Origin of the sequence: Pseudomonas sp. SW-3 (assembly GCF_016615645.1) — a bacterium.
GTDB lineage: Bacteria > Pseudomonadota > Gammaproteobacteria > Pseudomonadales > Pseudomonadaceae > Aquipseudomonas > Aquipseudomonas mandelii.
This window is the reverse complement of the sequence record NZ_CP067098.1, coordinates 4,203,601-4,223,350: the sequence shown is the minus strand read 5'-3', so window position 1 is coordinate 4,223,350 and position 19,750 is coordinate 4,203,601. Positions and strand designations below refer to the sequence as shown.

Annotated in this window: 14 protein-coding genes and 1 pseudogene; 12 read left to right on the top strand and 3 right to left on the bottom strand. The window is 60.6% G+C overall.

The window, feature by feature from the left end:
• Positions 1 to 24: 24 nt before the first annotated feature.
• The 4 genes from JIO00_RS18865 to JIO00_RS18850 are packed head-to-tail and all read left to right on the top strand — an operon-like array spanning position 25 to position 3,345.
• A complete protein-coding gene (locus tag JIO00_RS18865; protein WP_077748121.1) occupies positions 25 to 1,353 on the top strand; it encodes an MFS transporter in 1,329 nt (442 codons plus the stop codon).
• Positions 1,350 to 2,015, top strand: a complete 666-nt coding sequence (locus tag JIO00_RS18860) for a DsbA family oxidoreductase (RefSeq protein WP_077748122.1) — start codon at positions 1,350 to 1,352, stop codon at positions 2,013 to 2,015. Before JIO00_RS18865 ends, JIO00_RS18860 begins: the two co-directional genes overlap by 4 nt.
• Positions 2,012 to 2,338, top strand: coding sequence for a Rieske (2Fe-2S) protein (locus JIO00_RS18855; protein WP_010455834.1), 327 nt, complete (start codon positions 2,012 to 2,014; stop codon positions 2,336 to 2,338). Before JIO00_RS18860 ends, JIO00_RS18855 begins: the two co-directional genes overlap by 4 nt.
• Positions 2,335 to 3,345, top strand: coding sequence for a YeiH family protein (locus JIO00_RS18850; RefSeq protein WP_077748123.1), 1,011 nt, complete (start codon positions 2,335 to 2,337; stop codon positions 3,343 to 3,345). The genes JIO00_RS18855 and JIO00_RS18850 overlap by 4 nt, the downstream gene beginning before the upstream one ends.
• Before the next feature lie 242 nt (positions 3,346 to 3,587).
• Here JIO00_RS18850 and JIO00_RS18845 read toward each other — a convergent pair whose 3' ends face one another.
• Positions 3,588 to 4,640, bottom strand: coding sequence for an AraC family transcriptional regulator (locus JIO00_RS18845; protein WP_010455830.1), 1,053 nt, complete (start codon positions 4,638 to 4,640; stop codon positions 3,588 to 3,590).
• 355 nt (positions 4,641 to 4,995) lie between these two features.
• Between JIO00_RS18845 and JIO00_RS18840 the strand changes: the two genes are divergently transcribed.
• The 8 genes and pseudogenes from JIO00_RS18840 to JIO00_RS18805 all read left to right on the top strand — a co-directional run bounded on the left by JIO00_RS18840 (position 4,996) and on the right by JIO00_RS18805 (position 17,979).
• Entirely contained in the window at positions 4,996 to 5,562 is a 567-nt protein-coding gene (locus JIO00_RS18840; protein ID WP_154912627.1) for an RBBP9/YdeN family alpha/beta hydrolase, read from the top strand.
• Positions 5,563 to 5,689: 127 nt separating this feature from the next.
• On the top strand, positions 5,690 to 7,693 hold the full coding sequence (locus JIO00_RS18835) for a DUF1302 domain-containing protein (RefSeq protein ID WP_200666609.1): 2,004 nt from the start codon (positions 5,690 to 5,692) through the stop codon (positions 7,691 to 7,693).
• Positions 7,694 to 7,734: 41 nt separating this feature from the next.
• Positions 7,735 to 9,093: a DUF1329 domain-containing protein gene (locus JIO00_RS18830; protein ID WP_200666607.1), complete on the top strand. Its 1,359-nt coding sequence runs from the start codon at positions 7,735 to 7,737 to the stop codon at positions 9,091 to 9,093.
• A gap of 149 nt (positions 9,094 to 9,242) precedes the next feature.
• A pseudogene (locus tag JIO00_RS18825) lies at positions 9,243 to 10,320 on the top strand (WD40/YVTN/BNR-like repeat-containing protein).
• A 31-nt stretch (positions 10,321 to 10,351) separates the two neighbouring features.
• Positions 10,352 to 12,871, top strand: coding sequence for an efflux RND transporter permease subunit (locus JIO00_RS18820; RefSeq protein WP_083376325.1), 2,520 nt, complete (start codon positions 10,352 to 10,354; stop codon positions 12,869 to 12,871).
• 7 nt (positions 12,872 to 12,878) lie between these two features.
• Complete coding sequence (locus JIO00_RS18815; RefSeq protein WP_083376326.1) at positions 12,879 to 14,657, top strand: acyl-CoA dehydrogenase C-terminal domain-containing protein; 1,779 nt, start codon at positions 12,879 to 12,881, stop codon at positions 14,655 to 14,657.
• 31 nt (positions 14,658 to 14,688) lie between these two features.
• A complete protein-coding gene (locus JIO00_RS18810; RefSeq protein WP_200666605.1) occupies positions 14,689 to 16,332 on the top strand; it encodes a fatty acid--CoA ligase in 1,644 nt (547 codons plus the stop codon).
• 201 nt (positions 16,333 to 16,533) lie between these two features.
• Complete coding sequence (locus tag JIO00_RS18805) at positions 16,534 to 17,979, top strand: sensor histidine kinase (protein WP_200666603.1); 1,446 nt, start codon at positions 16,534 to 16,536, stop codon at positions 17,977 to 17,979.
• A gap of 114 nt (positions 17,980 to 18,093) precedes the next feature.
• On the opposite strand, the gene JIO00_RS18800 is transcribed toward JIO00_RS18805, so the two are convergent.
• A complete protein-coding gene (locus JIO00_RS18800; protein WP_010455820.1) occupies positions 18,094 to 18,354 on the bottom strand; it encodes a hypothetical protein in 261 nt (86 codons plus the stop codon).
• 111 nt (positions 18,355 to 18,465) lie between these two features.
• The gene (locus JIO00_RS18795) at positions 18,466 to 19,668 is read right to left on the bottom strand and encodes an NAD(P)/FAD-dependent oxidoreductase (protein ID WP_200666601.1); all 1,203 of its coding nucleotides are present in this window, start codon (positions 19,666 to 19,668) and stop codon (positions 18,466 to 18,468) included.
• Positions 19,669 to 19,750 lie beyond the last annotated feature (82 nt).

The following is a 19,750-nucleotide window of genomic DNA, read 5'->3' as shown; positions in this document are numbered from 1 at the left end:
AAAACAAAGCTTTGAGGAGGCTGCATGGCCTTTCACCCAATCGCCGCAGACGATGACGACAGTGCTGTCGGTGTTGCGCGACCGTATGCCTGGATCGTCTTCGCACTGACGTTCGGGCTGTTGATATCCGATTACATGTCGCGCCAGGTCTTGAACGCGGTGTTCCCGATGCTCAAGGGCGAATGGGCTCTGAGCGACGGCCAGCTTGGCTTGCTCAGTGGCATTGTCGCGCTGATGGTGGGGCTGCTGACATTTCCCCTGTCATTGCTGGCAGATCGCTTTGGCCGGGTCAAGAGCCTGGCGCTGATGGCCTTGCTGTGGAGTCTGGCGACGCTGGGTTGCGCCGTGGCGCAGGACTATCAGCAGATGTTCATTGCACGATTCATGGTCGGCGTTGGCGAAGCGGCGTACGGCAGCGTCGGCATCGCAGTCGTCATTTCGGTCTTTCCCAAGCACCTGCGTGCAACGCTGGCCAGTGCCTTCATGGCGGGCGGCATGTTCGGTTCGGTATTAGGGATGGCGCTGGGCGGTGCAATCGCCGCCAAACTTGGCTGGCGCTGGTCGTTTGCCGGCATGGCGTTGTTCGGTCTGCTGCTGGCCGTGCTTTACCCGGTCATCGTCAAGGAGGCGCGCATTGCGCCGCAACGTGCCGCCCAGGCGGCGAACAAGGCGGTGGCAGCGGTCAAGCGTCCGTTGCGTACGCTGTTTTCCAGCCGTTCGGTGATCGCTGCCTACATCGGCAGTGGCTTGCAACTGTTCGTCGGCGGCACGGTGATTGTGTGGATGCCCAGTTACCTCAATCGCTATTACGACATGGCCACGGACAAGGCGGGCGGCGTCGCGGCCATTATCGTGCTGTGCAGCGGGGCCGGGATGATCCTGTGCGGCATGCTCAGCGATCGACTGTCGCGCCATTCGCCGGAGCGCAAAGTCACTTTGGCCATCGCCTATTGCCTGGGCAGTTGCCTGCTGTTGTCGGCGGCATTTGCCCTGCCGGCAGGGCCTGTGCAACTGGCGCTGATCTGCCTGGGCATGTTGATTGCCGCCGGCACGACTGGCCCTTGCGGAGCGATGGTTGCCAACCTGACCCATTACTCGGTCCACGGCACGGCCTTCGCCACGCTGACCCTGGCCAACAACATGCTGGGGCTGGCGCCTGGGCCGTTCATTACCGGCAGGGTCTCCGACCTCATTGGCTTGCAGGCTGCTTTTCAATGGGTGCCGCTGGTCAGCATCGCGGCTGCGGCCGTGTTCTTTTATGCCAAGTGTCATTACCACAAGGACATTGCCCGGCTTAAGGGCGAGCAAGTCCACGATTCGGTTAGCAAAGCAGTGTTAGAGGTGAAGTTGTGAGTAGTCGTCGTTTACGTATTGATGTGTTCTTCGATTTCATCTGCCCCTGGTGCCTTATCGGCAAACGCCAATTGGAGCATGCGCAAGTACAGTTTCGCAGTCGCCACCCGGATGTGCAGGTCACCACGGTGTGGCATGGCGTGCAGTTGCTGCCTCAGTTGCCGGTACAAGGGGAGCCCTTCGCCGATTTCTACCGCAAACGCCTGGGCAATGCCGAGGCTATGACCATGCGCCAGGCCCAGGTACAGCAGGCTGCGGCGGCGGTTGGACTGACCATCGACTTCAGCCGCATCGAGACAATGCCCAACACCGCAGACGCGCACCGTTTGTTCGAACGCGTCAGCGTACTGGGCAATGCTACTCAGCGTGAAATGTTGCTCGAACGGCTGTTCGCCGCTTATTTCCGCAAACGCGAAAACCTGGGGTGCCGCGAGACCTTGCTCGCCATTGCCCGCTCCTGCGGCGTTGATGCGCAGGTGGTGCTCGATTGCCTGAAGGGCGACGCCACGCCATTTGACGGCTTTCCCGGCGCGACCAGTGGGGTGCCGGGCTTTCAGTTCGACCGTCGCATGACGATGGTCGGTGCACAACCTGCTCAGGCGCTGCTCGGGGCCATGAACCAGGCCCTGAAAGAAAGTGATCACGAGCGGCAACCTGCATGAACCGACGTATCCCCGTGCCTGCCGGAAAGCTCCCGCAGGCGGGCGGTCGTGCACTGTTCGAATTCGATGACAAAAGCCTGGCGCTATTCAACGTCGAAGGTGACGTGTTCGCCGTCGACGACAGTTGCCCCCATCAAGGCGCCTCGCTGTGTGGCGGGCGCCTTGAGGGGTGGGTGATTCAGTGCTGCGCCCATGGCCTGCGATTCGATTTGCGCAGCGGTTACTTGCTTAATTCCACCGCAGTCAAAGTCGCCAACTACCCGGTTGAGATCATCGACGGCCAGGCTTTCATCGTTATCGTTCCCGAGGAGGCCGCGCCATGAGCGCCATCGCTCTCACCCGTATCCACAGCCGAACGCGCGAACTGGCGCCGGGCTTTATCGTCAGTCTGATCGTTGCAGCGGCTGCGTCCTTTTTGTCCGAGCACTACGGCGCGCCGGTAATGCTGTTCGCTTTGTTGCTGGGCATGGCGCTGAACTTCCTGGCCGGTGACGGTGTTTGCAAGCCGGGCATTGAGTTCACCGCACGCACCGTGTTGCGCATTGGTGTGGCGCTGCTGGGCATGCGCATCACCCTCGAACAGATGGCTGCGCTGGGCTGGAAGCCTGTGGCGCTGGTGGTGATTCTGGTGGTAGTGACCATCGGCGTTTCAGTGATCGCAGCCAAGGCGCTGGGCTTTCAGCGTTTGTTTGGCATGCTCACCGGCGGCGCCACTGCAATTTGTGGGGCATCGGCCGCGTTGGCGCTGGCGGCGGCATTGCCCAATCATCCGCAGAAAGAACGCGCGACGTTATTCACGGTGATCGGGGTGTCGGCGCTGTCGACCCTGGCGATGATCGTGTATCCGATGATTGCCAACTGGCTGTCGTTGTCGCCACAAGTGGCGGGCGTGTTTCTGGGGGCGACCATTCACGATGTCGCCCAGGTGGTCGGTGCCGGTTACAGCATGTCGACCGAGACCGGCGATACGGCCACGGTGGTCAAGTTGATGCGGGTTGCCATGTTGCTGCCGGTGATCGTGTGTGCCGCCATGATCACCCGCATGCAGGGCGCCGACCCGGCAGGCAAACGACCTCCGCTGCTACCTTGGTTCGCCGTCGGGTTTCTGTTGTTGGCCTGTATCAACAGCACCGGCTGGGTGGCCCCGGTGGTGCAAGGGTCGGTCAACGAGTTGTCGCGCTGGTGCCTGGTGGTTTCCATCAGCGCCCTGGGTATGAAAACCCAACTCAAGGAGCTGGCGGCGGTGGGCATCAAGCCGATTTTGTTGATGGTGGGGGAGACGGTGTTCCTCGTCGTGCTGGTGCTGTTGTTGCTGCGCTGGGGAATGTAGGTACACAAACTTGTGGCGAGGGAGCTTGCTCCCGCTGGGGAGCGAAGCGCCCCACAAAGACCACCGTGCTTTTTCAGAAACTACTCGGCGTCTTTTTTGGGGCCGCTGCGCACCCCAGCGGGAGCAAGCTCCCTCGCCACAGGACTCCTCGGCCGGTGTCACAGACACCGGTTCTTTTGCGGCGACTGTACCAGCAGTCGCCGCTTTTTTTTTTGCAAAACGCCGGGTCTGTTGCGTTCGGTTCAGGGTTCGCTGGAGCCGGGCCGGGTGGTCAGCTCCGGCGGTGCTTTGACGGTGTGCTTTTGCGCACTGCGCCAAGCCGCTGGCGGCATGCCGAACTGGGTGATGAACCAACGGGTGAAGGAACTCGCCATCGAATAGCCGAGCATGTCGGCAATGCGCCCCAACGAGTAATTCGGGTTTTCCAGGTAGCGCAACACCAGGTCGCGGCGCACGTCGTTGATCAGGTCGTTGAAGGCGCAGCCGTCGTCTTTGAGGCGGCGCTGCAGGGTCCGAACGTTCATGCCCTGGGTCTGGGCGATCTGCTCGATGGTGGCGCGCCCCATCGGCAACAACAGGTAGATGGCTTTGCGCACCTCGAACAGCATCGAAGGGCCTTCGTGGCTGAGCAGCGAGTCAAGGTAGCTCTGGGCGTAGCGCGCCATGGCCGGGTCGGCATGGGGGTTGGTCATGTCGAGGCTGGCATTGGGGCAGACGATGCCATTGAACTCGCTGCCGAACTCCAGTTTGCAGCCGAACAGGCGGCGATGCAGTTGCAGGTTGTCGGGAGGCTGGTGCGTGAAGTTGACGCTGTAGGGATGCCAGTGTGCGCCGAGCAGGGCGGCGCACAGGCGGAACATCACCCCGATGGCCAGTTCATTGGCTTGTCGGCAGGGCATCGGCGATTCGGTGACCACCTCTTCGCGAATGATCACCATCTTGCCTGCCTCCTCGATGAAGAGGGCCAGCGAATCGTTCATCAGATGACGGTAGTGCACCAACACTTGCAACGCATCACGCAGCGTTCGCTGATGAGAGAGCAACAGGCTGACCACGCCGAAGTCCGAGAGCTGGCGCGACTCGGCCATGCTCAAGCCGAAGCTCTGGCAGCCGCTGGCGGCGGCTGAATCCTCCAGCAACCGCACGGCGGCGTCGATGGGGATGCGATGTTCAGGAGCTTGCAATATGGCTTTACTCAGACCGACGCCGGCCAGTACGTCTCGGGGGTTGAACCCCAGGTACTGGGTGACCTCCAGGTAGTTGGTCAAGACGGCGGCGCGAACAAGCTTGGGCATGCGAAGGTCTTTCCTGGGCCGGTTGCGATTCAAATGAGCGTGGCGACTATATCCAGCACTTCAGCAATTGAACAGTTGTGACAACGTCGAGGGCGCTCGCCTGGTGCTGGCCGGAATCACATCGTTACAGTGTAAAAAACGACACGCACCCATTGATTACAGTGAGCTGGAGAGAAGCTGCGGGGATATTCGACCAATGGTCGCTACGCGACAATACGCGGAATTTTGTCATGAAAAGAAAAGTGCCTGACGTCCAATGAAAAGCGCCTCGGTCGGGCGCTCTTTAATGTCACTCCTACAAAAAGCCCCTGGCCAATAGAGCCAGTCGAGTCATCGAGAAAGCGAAGGTGTTGATGTGGACAAACTGCAAACTGCCGCAACCGTTGTGATCGTACCGGGTCTGCGTGAGCACGTTGCCGAGCATTGGCAAACGTTGCTTGAATCCAGGCTGTGCAAGGTGCGCAGTGTGCCGCCGCTTGAAACCGACAAGCTTGATTGCAGCAAGCGGATCGAAGCCATTCAGCACACACTTGCGCAGATCGACGGGCCGGTGATTCTGGTCGCTCACAGCGCCGGCGTGCTGATGGTTGCGCACTGGGCTGCGCGTCACAGTCGGCCGATCAAGGGCGCGCTGCTGGCCGCTCCGCCGGACCTTGATGCCCAATGGCCGCAGGGCTACCCCTGCGCTGAAACCCTGCGCACCCAGGGTTGGGACCCTCTACCCAAAGGCCGGTTGCCGTTCCGCAGTCTGCTGGCCGCCAGTACCAACGACCACCTCGCCAGTCTGGACGCCGCCACGCGCATGGCCGAAGGCTGGGGCAGCGAGCTGCTCAATCTCGGCGAAGTCGGTCATCTCAATCCTGCCGCCGGGTATGGGCGCTGGCCACAAGCCGAAGCTCTCATCCTCGAACTGGACCGCTGATTCAGGCGCCGGTTGGCCCGCGCCATCCGGCATTTGCCCTCACTCCTGAAAACGTAAACCCCTGGAACAAGGGGTTGCGCGAGGGCGGCTGCGCTTAAAACAAATACAAAAAGGCGGAGACAACGCAATGCACAACAATAAGAGTCACGGGTTCGCACCCTCGCGTTACACCTTGTTGGCCTCGGCCATTCTGGCCGCAGGCGTGCCGGTCGCGCAGGCGATCGAGCTCGACACCGGGAACCCGGACTGGACCGTGCGTTTTGATAACACTGTGAAGTACAACTACGGCGTACGCACCGAAAGCGCCGACAAGCGCATGCTGGCAACGCCGAACAACAACGACGGCGACTACAACTTCCGCAAGGCCGGGACCAACATCACCCACCGTGTCGACCTGTTGACCGAGATGGATGTGGTCTACCAGAACCACATGGGTTTCCGTGTGAGCGCTGCCAGTTGGTACGACAAGGCCTACGAGAACACCGGTTCCAATTCCAATCCGTTCGTCAACGGCAACGACGCAAGGTCGGGGCTGGTCGCCAACGACCCACGTCTGGCCGCGGTCACCCGTGACAACGTCGGCAATGGCAGCCCGCACCTGAGCAACTACGCCCAGCGTTATTACACCGGTCCTTCCGGCGAAATCCTCGACGCCTTCGTGTTCTACAGCACCGAAGTGGGCGAGGAGTCGCTGTTAAGCGTCAAGGCCGGTCAGCATAACGTGTTCTGGGGCGAGACTATTCTCAACCCGGTGCACTCGAACAGTTACGGCCAATCGGGCCTGGACCTGGCCAAACTGGCTGCCTCGCCCGGTACCGAAGCCAAGGAACTGTTCGTTCCGCGTAACCAGTTGTCGATGTCATTCACCGTCAATCCCGAGTTGACCGTAGGCGCTCAGTATTTCCTGGATTGGGACGCCGCGCGCCTGCCGGAAGCCGGTACTTATTACGGCGGTTCCGATCTGGTCGGTTTCGGTGCGCAATCCTTCCTGCTGGGCAACACCAATGGCGTGGTGCCGGGCAGTCCGCTGGGGTGTGGTCTGGCACCCTGCAACGGTTTGACCAATGTGCGTCGCGGTCACGACCTGACGCCGGACAAGCGCGGAGACTGGGGGATTATGGCCAAGTGGTCGCCAGCCTGGCTGGACGGGACCCTCGGCGTTTACTACCGCGAAACCTCGGAAATCCTGCCGCAGGCCTGGCTGGATGCCAGAGGCCTGAGTTCGGCCAATCCCAACGGCACCCGGCCGGCAGGGCAAGTGCCTGCGGTGGTCAACACCCTCAACTCGCTGAGCACCGCCACCTATCAAATGGCCTATGCCGACAACATCAAGATCGTTGGCCTGAGCCTGTCCAAGGACGTGGGCGGGATCAGCGTCGGTTCGGACCTGAACATTCGTCACAATATGCCGTTGGCCAGTATTCCGGCGGTTGTCAGCACTAACAGTCCGCTGGGCCTGGGCGCAGGTCTTGGCCTGTTGCCTGCGCGCACGGCTGCCACCGGCGTGGTTTATGACACCCCGCAGAAGGGCGACAGCATGGCCGCCACCGGCGACACCTTGCACTGGACGCTCAACGGCCTGATGACCATTGCTAAAACGCCTGTGTTCGATTCGGCCACTCTGCTGGGCGAGCTGTATTACAGCAACCTGCTCAAGCTCGATAGCAACAACGAGGCGCTCTACAAGGGCAAGGACACCTATCGCGGCATCGACCAGCCGACCCGGGACAACTGGGGCATCGCGGTCAACTTCACCCCTACCTGGTACCAGGTGTTTCCTGGTGTCGACCTCAACGCCCCGATGTCCATCAACATCGGTCTCGATGGTGTTTCACCGGTCTCCGGTGGCGGCGCCAAAGACACCGGTAACTACGCCATCGGCCTCGGGGCCGTTGTGTACAACAAATACTTTGTCGACCTGAAGTACGTGGACTCATTCGGCAAGGCCGACAAGTGCAACGTCAGCGGCGTGAGTACCGGTCCGACCGGAGGCGACGGCGCTGCGCCGAATGCCTTTAGCGGTAACGAAAACTACGCCTGTTACGCCGGTGGCTACTCCGCCTTCTCCGGTGGCGGGGCCACGACTGAGGACCGTGGCGCCGTTTACCTGACGATGAAAACCACTTTTTGATTCACCACTGATTTGCTCAATGCAAGCAGGAGAATAACAAGATGACATTCGCAAAAACCGTGTTGGCCGTTTCGCTGGCCATGGTCCTTGCCGCCCAGGCACAGGCCGCTGTTTCAACTCAGGACGCTGCCCGGTTGGGCACCAGCCTGACCCTGGTGGGCGCTGAAAAAGCGGGGAACGCTGATGGTTCCATCCCCGCCTACAACGGTGGCCTGACCACGCCGCCGGCCAGCTTCAAATCCGGTGACAGCATGCGTCCGGATCCGTTTGCCAGTGAAAAACCGTTGCTGCAGATCGACGGCAAAAACGTCGAGCAGTACAAGGGCATGCTCAGCGCTACCACCGTTGAACTGGCCAAGCGTTTCCCGACTTTCCGTGTCGATGTGTTCCCGACCCACCGCACCGTTTCGCTGCCCCAGGCCATTCTGGATAACGGCGTAAAAAACGCCAGCGGCGCTAAATCCCTCGAAAACGGGCTGGCCATCGACAACGTACTGCCGGGCGTGCCGTTCCCGATCCCGCAGTCGGGCAACGAAGCGATGTGGAACTTCCTGCTGCGATATCAGGGCGTGAGCATCAGCTCCAAGTACGACTCCTGGAACGTCGATTCCGCTGGCGTGCCAAGCCTGGCGACCACTGGGCAGGCGTTCATTTCCTACCCGATCTACGAAAACCTCGCGCAGCCGATCAGCAGCGCCGACGTGTATTACCAGATGAAGCTGTCCTACACCGGCCCTGCGCGCCGGGCCGGCGAAGCGGTGATGCTCAAGGACGCCGCCAACCCGTTGCAACAACCGCGCCGTGCCTGGCAGTACCTGCCGGGCCAGCGTCGGGTCAAGCTGGCACCGAACCTGGCCTACGACACGCCTAACCCTGGCACCGCTGGCGCGGGTACTTACGACGATGTCTTCGTGTTCAACGGTGCGCTGGATCGCTACGACTGGAAGCTGGTGGGCAAGCAGGAAATGATCGTGCCCTACAACACTTACAAGCTGACCTACGCCCAGGATCCCAAATCGCTGACCACGGCCAATCACCTGGCACCCGACTACGTGCGTTGGGAAAAACACCGCGTCTGGGTGGTGGAAGGCAACCTCAAGTCCGGCGCCCGACACATCTATCAGAAGCGTCGCTTCTACCTCGATGAAGACAGCTGGACCGCGCTGGCCTCTGATCAATACGACGCACGTGGTCAGTTGTACCGTGGCTCCTTCGCGTTCCTCAGCCAGAGCTACGACAAGCAGATCCCGGATTCCACGCCCTTCATGATCTACGACCTGGTGGGTGGTTCCTACAACATCAACGGTGTGGTCGGGCCTTATGGCGGCATCAAGTACACCGATCCGCTTTCCAAGGCGCAATGGTCGTCGGAGTCTCTGGCAGGTAGCGGGATTCGTTAAGCAAACCGTGACAAGCGTCCATTCGGTCCGCTGCCTGCAAGGCAGGGGATCGCGCGACGGTCGGCGCATACCGACCGTTTCGGACGCCAGGTTGGAACGTCAGGCACACGGACGTGTGTCCCGGCGCAGTTTTCCGAAGAGGACGCGGTATGTGTTCGTACAAAAGTTACCTGCAGCTGGCGCTCGGCGCTCTGCTTGCAATGTTGCAGGGCCTGAGCCAGGCGTCCGCTTATGTCGACGTGCTGGATCTGCCGGCCAGGGTCAGTCAGCGCCTTGGCCGTCAACAGCCCGTTATCCGACATGGCCCGCGCGGGCGACCGCTTGGTCGCCGTCGGCCAGCGTGGCCACATTCTGTATTCCGATGATGCCGGCCAGCACTGGCAGCAGGCCGCTGTGCCGGTCAGTGCCGACCTCAATGCCGTGAGTTTTCCTTCCGCCACTCAGGGCTGGGCGGTGGGCGGCGACGGCGTGGTGTTGCACAGCAATGACGCGGGTGCAACCTGGAGCAAGCAACTCGACGGCCGCGAGATCGGTGCCTTGCTGGTCAAGCATTACCAGGCGTTGGCCCGTGCCGAACCTGGCAATGAACAATGGCCGCTGCGGGTCGCCGAAGGTCAGCGGCTGGAGGCGCAGGGTGCCGACAAACCCTTGCTTGATGTCTGGTTCGCCAACGACCGCCTCGGCTATGTGGTCGGGGTGTTCAACCTGATCCTGCGCACCGAGGATGGCGGCCAGAGCTGGACGCCGTTCCAGGATCGCACCGACAACCCGCAGGGCTTTCACCTCAACGCCATCGCCGCCACCGGCGATGCGCTTTACATCGTCGGCGAGCAGGGCCTGTTGCTGAAGTGGGATGACGCCCAGCAGCGATTCGCCGCCCTGCAAACACCTTATCAGGGCAGCTTTTTCGGCGTCGTCGGCAAACCCGGCGAAGTGCTCGTCTACGGCTTGCGCGGCAATGTGCTGCGCAGCACCGATGCAGGCCTCAGTTGGACCTCGCTGGACACTGGCCTGCACGTCAGCATCACCGCCGGCCTCGTCGATGCCCATGGTGATTACCGCTTGTTTACCCAGGGCGGGCAGATGCTGGCGAGCCAGGGCACCGGTGCGCAACAGCGCTGGGTGCAGCAAGCCCAGCCGGTGCCAGTGACGGGCGTCACGCGCGCCATCACCGATGCGCTGGTGGTGGTCGGCAGCCGTGGTGCGCGGACGCTGTCCGTTGAATAAGTCCTCGAACCCTTAAAGCGAGAACCCAGACATGGGCAATATCAAACAAGACGCCATGCCGGTGATCCGCGATCTGCATGATTTCGACCGCGATTCCGGCAATCGGCTGGAGCGGCTGGTGTTCAACTACCGTCCGCTGTTCATGCTGTTGATGGCGCTGGCCACTCTGGTCTTCGGTTACATGGCCGCGACTCGGCTGGAGCTGCGTCCAAGTTTCGAGAAAATGATTCCGCAGAGCCAGCCCTACATCCAGAACTTCCTGGAAAACCGCCAGTCACTGCGAGGTTTGGGCAATTCGGTGCGGGTGGTGGTGGAGACCACTCAGGGCGATGTCTTCGACCCTGCTTACCTGGACGTGCTCAAACAGGTCAACGATCAATTGTTTCTCACCGAAGGCGTCGACCGCGCCTGGATGAAGTCGTTGTGGAGCCCGGCGGTGCGCTGGACCGAAGTGACGGAGGAAGGTTTCCAGGGTGGCCCGGTGATGCCCGATACCTACCAGGGCAAGCCTGAAGAAATAGAACAACTGCGCCAGAACATTTCCCGCGCCGGTATCGTCGGCAGTCTGGTGGCCAGCGACTACAAATCGAGCATGCTGATCGTGCCGTTGCTGGACAAGGCCACGGCCAGCGGTCAGCGCATCGACTACCACGCCTTTTCGCAGATGCTTGAGGAGCAGTTGCGCGACAAGATCGAGTTTGCCGGCGACAGCGCTGCACGCAAGGCCGGGGAGGAGGGCAAGGGCCCGTACAAAGTCCGGGTGATCGGTTTCGCCAAACTGATGGGCGACCTGATCGACGGACTGATTCAAGTGATGATGTTCTTCGGCCTGGCCGTGGTCACTTCGCTGGTCATCATTTACGCCTATACACGATGCGTGCGCAGCACCTTGCTGGTGGTCGGCTGCTCGTTGATCGCTGTGGTCTGGCAACTCGGCATCGTCGCCTGGCTCGGCTATGCCATCGACCCGTATTCGGTGCTGGTGCCTTTTCTGATCTTTGCCATCGGTGTGTCCCATGCGGCGCAGAAGATGAACGGGATCATGCAAGACATCGCCCGTGGCACCCACAAACTGATCGCCGCACGCTACACCTTCCGCCGTCTGTTTATTGCCGGCGTCACGGCGCTGCTGGCCGACGCCGTCGGATTCGCGGTGCTGATGCTGATCGATATTCCGGTGATCCGGGACCTGGCGATCACCGCCAGTATCGGTGTGGCGGTGCTGATTTTCACCTCGCTATTGTTGATGCCGGTGGCGCTGTCTTATGTCGGCGTCGGCGCCAAGGCGGCCGAGCGTGCGCTGAACATCGACACGCGCGCAGAAGGGCACAAAGGCTTCGGCAAACTGTGGGACGTGCTCGACCGTTTCACCACGCGCAAATGGGCCACGGGGGCGGTATTGGTCGCGGTGCTGATGGGCATCGGCGGCTTCATGGTCAGCCTGCAACTGAAAATCGGCGATCTGCAAAGTGGCGCACCTGAGTTGCGTGCCGACTCGCGCTACAACCGTGACAACGCCTACATCACCCGCCACTACGCGCTGTCCAGCGACCTGTTCGCAGTGATGATCAAGACCGCACCGGAAGGCTGTCTGAACTACAAGACGTTGATTCTCGCCGACCGACTGGCCTGGGAGCTGCAGCAGTATCCGGGCGTGCAGGCGACGGCTTCGCTGGTGAACGCGGTGCGCCAAATCACCGCTGGCACCTATGAAGGCAACCCCAAGCTCAACAGCATCCAGCGCAATCAGGACGTGCTCAATTACGCTGCGCAGCAAGCCTCGGTCAACTCGCCGGAGTTGTTCAACACCGATTGTTCGCTGATGCCGGTGATCACCTTCCTCAAGGACCACAAGGCCGAGACGCTGGATGCCGTGGTCGGCATCGCGGAAAAATTCGCCCGGGAGAACAACAGCGAAGATCGACAGTTCCTGTTGGCGGCCGGGTCTGCCGGGATTGAGGCGGCCACCAACATTGTGGTGCGCGAGGCCAATCGCACCATGCTGTTGTACGTCTATGCGGCGGTGACGCTGTTCTGTCTGATCACCTTCCGCAGTTGGCGCGCGACCCTGGTTGCCCTGTTGCCACTGGTGCTGACGTCGATCCTCTGCGAGGCGTTGATGGTGGCCATGGGCATTGGCGTGAAGGTCGCGACCCTGCCGGTGATCGCATTGGGCGTGGGAATCGGCGTGGACTACGCGTTGTATCTGCTCAGCGTGCAACTGCATTACCAGCGCCAGGGCCTGCCGCTGTCTCAGGCTTACCGCAACGCCGTGTCGTTTACCGGACGGGTCGTGGGCCTGGTGGGCATCACCCTGGCGGCTGGCGTGGTGTGCTGGGTCTGGTCGCCGATCAAGTTCCAGGCTGACATGGGCATCCTGCTGACCTTCATGTTCCTGTGGAACATGCTGGGCGCGTTGGTGCTGATTCCTGCCCTGTCTTATTTCCTCCTTCGCGAACGAGCGCTGGAACCCGGGCCTGTTACGCAGGCCGACAACACCCCGATCTCTCAACGTCCAGGCATGCCACATGCCCTGACCACTTCCGAGTAAGCCAACGATGTCTGATTACAAAGCTCCTTTGCGCGACATGCGCTTCGTACTCAACGAGGTCTTCCAGGTGTCCCGGTTGTGGGCCAAATTGCCTGGCCTTGGGGAGGTGATCGATGAAGAAACGGCCGCTGCGATCCTTGAAGAGGCTGGCAAAATCAGTGGTGAGGTTATCGCACCGCTGAACCGCAGCAGCGACGAGCAGGGCTGCACCTGGAGCAACGGCACGGTCACGGCGCCGGACGGTTTTGTCGCGGCGTACCAGGCATTCGCCGACGGCGGTTGGGTGGGTGTTGGTGGTGATCCGCAGTTCGGTGGCATGGGCATGCCCAAGGCCATTTCGGCTCAGGTCGAGGAGATGGTCAACTCGGCCAGTCTGTCGTTCGGCCTGTACCCGATGCTGACCGCCGGTGCGTGCCTGTCGATCAATGCCCACGCCAGTCGGGAGCTCAAGGAACGCTATCTGCCGAACATGTACGCCGGCACCTGGACCGGTTCCATGTGCCTGACCGAGGCGCATGCCGGTACGGACCTGGGCCTGATTCGCACCCGTGCCGAACCTCAGGCCGACGGCAGTTTCAAGATCAGCGGCAGCAAGATCTTCATCACCGGCGGCGAGCACGACCTGACCGAAAACATCATTCATCTGGTACTGGCCCGGTTACCGGATGCACCCGCCGGTCCCAAGGGAATTTCGCTGTTTCTGGTGCCCAAGGTGCTGGTCAATACCGACGGCTCGCTGGGCGAACGCAACGCGCTGTCCTGCGGTTCCATCGAGCACAAGATGGGCATCAAGGCCTCGGCCACGTGCGTGATGAACTTTGACGGGGCGACCGGCTGGATCATCGATGCGCCGAACAAGGGCCTGGCGGCAATGTTCACCATGATGAACTACGAACGTCTGGGCGTGGGTATCCAGGGGCTGGCGTTGGGTGAGCGTTCGTACCAGAACGCCGTCGAATACGCCCGTGACCGTCTGCAAAGCCGTTCGCCGACGGGCGCGCAGAACAAGGACAAAGCGGCCGATCCGATCATCGTTCACCCGGATGTACGCCGCATGCTGTTGACCATGAAGGCCTTGAACGAAGGCGGGCGGGCGTTCTCCAGCTACGTGGCGCTGCAACTCGATATCGCCAAGTACAGTGATGACGCAGCGATCCGCAGTCGCGCCCAGGAACGGGTGTCGCTGCTGACCCCGGTGGCCAAGGCATTCCTCACCGACATGGGCCTGGAAACCACCCTCCACGGTCAGCAGATCCTCGGCGGCCACGGCTATATTCGCGAGTGGGGCCAGGAGCAATTGGTGCGCGATGTGCGCATCACCCAGATCTACGAAGGCACCAACGGTATCCAGTCCCTGGACCTGGTCGGGCGCAAAATCGTCGGCAGCGACGGGGCGCTCTACCGGCTGTTCGCTTCGGAAATCCGCAACTTTACCGCCAACGCCTGCGCTGACCTCGCCGAGTTCACCCAACCGTTGAACGCCGCCCTCGACACCCTCGACGAACTGACCGCATGGCTGTTGGACCGAGCCCAGAGCAACCCGAATGAAATCGGTGCGGCGTCGGTCGAATACCTGCATGTATTCGGCTACACCGCGTACGCCTACATGTGGGCGCGAATGGCCAAGGCTGCCATGAGCACGCATTCCAAAGACGATTTCTACGCCAGCAAACTGGCGACCGCGCGCTTCTACTTCGCCCGCCTGCTGCCACGTATCCACTCGTTGAGCGCGTCGGCCAAGGCGGGCAGCGAATGCCTCTATCAATTGGATGCAGAGCAGTTCTGAGCCCACGTAAAAAGGACCGGGAACCACAACCATGATGGCGACAAAAATAATTCCGCCCGCCGACGGCGCCTATGCCTACCCCTTGCTGATCAAGCAATTGTTGCTGTCCGGCGTGCGCTACGAGCCGGGCCGGGAAATCGTGTATGCCGACAAACTGCGCTACAGCTACCAGACCCTCAACCAGCGGTTCCGCCGACTGGCCAACGCCTTGACCGCTGCCGGCGTCAAGGCCGGGGATACGGTGGCCCTGCTCGACTGGGACAGCCATCGCTACCTGGAGTGCTTCTTTGCCATACCGATGATCGGCGCGGTGCTGCACACCGTGAACATCCGTCTTTCGCCGGATCAGGTGCTCTTCACCATGAACCATGCCGAGGATGACCTGGTGCTGGTGCATGATGATTTCCTGCCGCTGGTTGAACAGATTCACGGGCGGCTTGAAACCGTCAAAGGTTACCTGCAGCTCACGGACGACACAGCAACCGACACGTCGCTACCGGTGCTGGGGGAATATGAAAACCTGTTGTCCGGGGCCACAGACCAATACGACTTTCCCGATTTCGATGAACACTCGGTGGCGACCCTTTTCTACACCACGGGCACCACTGGCGACCCTAAAGGCGTGTATTTCACCCATCGCCAACTGGTCCTGCACACCTTGAATGCCGTGGGCACTTTGGGCGTCTATCAGGGGTTGCCGCTGCTGCGCTCGGATGATGTCTACATGCCGATCACGCCGATGTTTCACGTGCATGCCTGGGGTGTGCCCTATGTTGCCACCCTGATGGGAATCAAGCAGGTGTACCCCGGTCGCTACGAACCCAACAGCCTGGTCAGGCTGTATCGGGAGGAGAAAGTCACGTTCTCCCATTGTGTGCCGACCCTTCTGCAAATGATCCTGGGTTGTGAGGAAGCGGCACACACCCGTTTTGATGGCTGGAAAATGCTCCTGGGCGGCAGCGCGCTGACCTTAGGCATAGCCAGCGAAGCGAACGCCAAAGGTATGCAGGTGCACAGCGGTTACGGCATGTCGGAAACCTGTCCATTGCTGTGCCTGACGTACCTGCGTAACGAAGACCTCGAACAATCCCCGTTAGCCCAACTGACTGCTCGTATCAAGACGGGCACGCCGGTGCCGATGGTCGACCTGAAAATCATCGACGCCAGTGGCAAAGACGTTGCCCATGACGGCGAGTCGCTGGGAGAGATCGTGGTGCGCGCGCCGTGGCTGACCCAGGGCTATTTGAAGGAACCGGAAAAGGGTGCAGAACTTTGGCGCGATGGCTGGCTGCACACCGGCGACATGGCTTCCATCGACGGGTTGGGCGGTGTGGAAATCAAGGATCGAATCAAGGACGTGATCAAGACAGGCGGGGAGTGGATCAGCTCCCTGGAACTGGAGAGTCTGATCAGCGAGCACGCTGCCGTGATGTCGGTCGCGGTCGTGGGCATCGCCGATGAGCAATGGGGCGAACGGCCCATGGCGCTGGTGGTGTCCGAACCGGGGCAGTACCTCGACCGCAAGATCCTGGAGACGCACCTGCAAGGGTTTGTCGAGCGCGGCCGCATCAACAAATGGGCGATCCCCAAGCAGTTCAAGTTCGTCGCCGAAATCCCCAAAACCAGCGTCGGGAAGATTGACAAGAAACTCATCCGGAAAAGCGTATCGAGTTGAAAGGCGTGGCGGGTGCAACAGGTCAGCGCCTTGGGCGCTGACACGTCTTGATTTCAGGGTTATTCGTCCTGTCACCAGGCCTGTGTTTTTACTATATTCGGTCCACATTTCGAACGTTCCATACGTCGACTTTCAGTCGCTCGGTGCGGAGCTCACGGTCCGCTGCGGGTATGTTACCAACCCGTTACGCCCGGACAATTCATGCCGCCCCTGACCCTTAGAAAAGATTACTTCCAGACCGATGCCATGGCGCTGCTGATCGCCTTGCTGGTCGCCTCTTTCGTCGTCGTGTTCAAATTCTTTACCAACTTGAGCGTGGCGACGACGGTCCTGTACGTGACCCTGGTGCTGATGTCCGCCAATGTGTTTTCGGTGAAACTGGTGATCTGCGTCGCTTTGGCGTGTCTGTCAGTGCTGACCTTCATTTTTATCGTCGAACGCGATTACCTGAACACTGAAGCCGTGGGGGCTTATGTGCGTTGTATCGTTTCGTTGTCTGCCATCACTTTTCTAGCCTTGCGCAGCAAGCAACTGGCGGACACGTTGCGTCGTAACGAGACTTATCTGGTGGGTGCCCAACGGCTCAGCCAGGTCGGCAGCGTCGGGTTTCGGGTCGACCGTTCAGAGATTTTCTGGTCGGCGGAGACCGCGAGGATCTTCGAGTACTCAGTAAAAGAAACCCCCAGCATGCTGAAGATTCTGGCGCGCACGCACCCCGATGACCGGCATTTGGTCGAAAGCGTTTTCGACCAGGTCTCGCATCATGAACCGCGCCTGGAAGTCGAGCATCGGTTGCAGATGCCGGATGGTCGCATCAAGTACATCCACATGATTGCTCACCCCTTGCCGGCTCAACATAACGGCTTCGAGTACGTCGGCGCGGTGATGGATGTCACGGCAGCCAGAAAGTCCGAAGACGCGCTGTTCCAATCACAGTCACAGCTGGCGCATGTCACGCGCGTGACCTCGCTGGGCGAACTGGCAGCGTCCATTGCTCACGAGGTCAATCAGCCACTTGCCGCGATCAGAACCAGCGGTGAAGCCTGTCATCGCTGGCTCGACCGCAGCGAACCTGATCTCGGTGAAGTGCGCACATCGCTTGACCGCATGATCAGCAGTTCCAATCGCGCCAGCGAAGTCATTCGGCGCATCCGCACGCTTTCGCGTAACGGCGACCCTGAACGTCAGCGTGAATCTTTCAACGAGATCGTCAGTGACACGCTGGCCCTGGTGCAATACGAACTGAGCCGCAACCATGTGAAGTTGCGTGTGGAGCTGGCCGTGATACCGGTGCACGTCGGCGCCGACCGGGTGCAGCTTCAGCAAGTGATCCTGAACCTGATCATCAATGCCTGTCAGGCAATGACCGAGGTGGATCCACGCACGCGGATATTGAAGATCCGCACGTGGGTGCACAACGACGATGCCATTCTGGAAGTCAGGGATTGTGGCACCGGTATCACAGCCGAGGCGTTGCCATCGTTGTTCAATCCGTTCTTCACCACCAAGGCTGACGGGCTGGGCATGGGGCTTTCCATCTGCCGCTCCATCATCGAGTTCCATGAGGGACGCATCTGGGCAACCAGCAATCAAGGTGAAGGGGCGGTGTTCTCGATCGCGTTGCCTGCGCTCAAAGGTGAGTGCTGAGCACCGGTGAATTCCAGGCAAAAAAACGCCCGCCAAAAAAAAACAGTGGCGGGCGCTTGGGAAGTGCCGGTTCGGCAAGGAGAGAGCCGAACCGGTCAGGGAAGAACATTCAGATCAAACGGCGACGCCATAGCCTTGCGCGATCCCGTCGAGGCGCAAGCGGTTGAAAGCCAGCAATCGCATGACGTAACCCAGCTTGATCGCGGTCGGACCGAGAATCGTCATCGCATGGGCGCCTATCAGTTCGGGTAACTTCAGGTAGGCCTCACATCCATACGCCAGGATGATCCCGACCAACAGCATCACCAGCCCGCCGATCAGCAATAGGTGCGACAGCTTCAACACACGGTGCGGATTTTCGAAAAAGTCATACATGTCGGTCAGCCCCTGGTGGATGTCGTGAAGCACAATGAACGCTCGCAGCGTTGTCGTTCGCCGAGTTGCGGCTCGGTCTCCCGAGGCCGCGAGCGGTCATTGTGAAGAGGTTCAGGCCACTGGAATCAACGGATCGGCAGCAGCCAGCGCAGTCGCGCGATCAGCCGCCGGCGGATAAATCCACACGGTGTTGATCTGGGTCTTGAGCTCCTTGGCCTCATGCCCGACCAGTTTCAATTGACGATCCCAGCCTTCGGTGAATACCGCGCCCCAGGCGCCTAGGTCCAGGCAGGTCACGTACTTGGGCTGGCTGTAGGTTATCGGTTCGACGCCCAGCAAATCCGCCGCGACGTTATTGCCGGCATAGCGGCCCAGGGAAATGGCGTGCTGGCAGGACATCCCGGCGAAGTTGCCAAGGGTGTCGGTGGCGGCGTACGCCACGTCACCCGCGGCGAAAACGTCGGCATGGCCCAGCACCTTCAGGTTGCCGTCGACGTGCAGACGGCCTTGCGGGTCGCGAGTGCCCACCACTTGTTCGGTGAGCGGGCTGGCGCGAAAGCCTACGATCCAGATCACGGTGTTGGATTCAATGCGCTGGCCGTCGGCGAGCGTCACGCCGCCGGCATCGACCGACGCGACCGAGCTGTTGAGCACCCATTCGATCCCCAGGTGGTTCGACGCTTCGATGATGGATGGACGAATACCATCGCCCATCGAGGCGGCAATTTGCGGTCCGCGATCCACCACGATGACTCTGATGGAGGCATCGCTACCCAGCGCGGCACGCAAACGGGCGGGCATTTCGGTGGCTGTTTCAATCCCGGTAAAGCCACCACCGGCGACCACCACAGTGTTACGGGCGGTGCTGTACGGAAGGTTTTTCAGCGACTTGATGTGGGCTTCAAGACGGCTGGCTTCTTCGATCTGGTCGACGTCGAAAGCGTGTTCGATCATGCCTTCAAGCGCTGGACGAATCACGCGGCTGCCAGCGGCGAGCACCAGTCGGTCGTAGCTCAGCGTGCCTTGGGTACCAAACACGTCGCTGTAGGCGACTTGCTTGTTTTCCACATCAATATGATCAGCGCTGCCTTTGACGAATTTCACGCCCACAGCGTCGAACAGGTCGCCGAGCGGCGCCATCATGGTGTGGACATCCGCTTCATAGAAGCGCGGACGGATGCGCAATTCTGCCTGGGGAGCCAAAACGGTGATCTGCACGTCTTTACGGTCATGTTTGTCTAACAGACGGGCAGCGCTCAATGCGCTCCACACACCACCAAACCCTGCGCCGATTACTAAAATGTTCTGTTTCATGGGGTTGCTCCTGAAGACAAAAGTCGATCATTGAAGGGTTTGTCGGTTTAAGCGTGACCGTGATGCGGCTTGATCCAGGTGC

Bases quoted from the DNA above. Each gene is read 5' to 3' on its own strand.
- JIO00_RS18865 (WP_077748121.1), top strand. From the start codon at position 25: ATGGCCTTTCACCCAATCGCCGCAGACGATGACGACAGTGCTGTCGGT.
- JIO00_RS18855 (WP_010455834.1), top strand. From the start codon at position 2,012: ATGAACCGACGTATCCCCGTGCCTGCCGGAAAGCTCCCGCAGGCGGGC.
- JIO00_RS18850 (WP_077748123.1), top strand. From the start codon at position 2,335: ATGAGCGCCATCGCTCTCACCCGTATCCACAGCCGAACGCGCGAACTG.
- JIO00_RS18845 (WP_010455830.1), bottom strand. From the start codon at position 4,640: ATGCCCAAGCTTGTTCGCGCCGCCGTCTTGACCAACTACCTGGAGGTC.
- JIO00_RS18835 (WP_200666609.1), top strand. From the start codon at position 5,690: ATGCACAACAATAAGAGTCACGGGTTCGCACCCTCGCGTTACACCTTG.
- JIO00_RS18830 (WP_200666607.1), top strand. From the start codon at position 7,735: ATGACATTCGCAAAAACCGTGTTGGCCGTTTCGCTGGCCATGGTCCTT.
- JIO00_RS18820 (WP_083376325.1), top strand. From the start codon at position 10,352: ATGGGCAATATCAAACAAGACGCCATGCCGGTGATCCGCGATCTGCAT.
- JIO00_RS18815 (WP_083376326.1), top strand. From the start codon at position 12,879: ATGTCTGATTACAAAGCTCCTTTGCGCGACATGCGCTTCGTACTCAAC.
- JIO00_RS18810 (WP_200666605.1), top strand. From the start codon at position 14,689: ATGATGGCGACAAAAATAATTCCGCCCGCCGACGGCGCCTATGCCTAC.
- JIO00_RS18805 (WP_200666603.1), top strand. From the start codon at position 16,534: ATGCCGCCCCTGACCCTTAGAAAAGATTACTTCCAGACCGATGCCATG.
- JIO00_RS18800 (WP_010455820.1), bottom strand. From the start codon at position 18,354: ATGTATGACTTTTTCGAAAATCCGCACCGTGTGTTGAAGCTGTCGCAC.
- JIO00_RS18795 (WP_200666601.1), bottom strand. From the start codon at position 19,668: ATGAAACAGAACATTTTAGTAATCGGCGCAGGGTTTGGTGGTGTGTGG.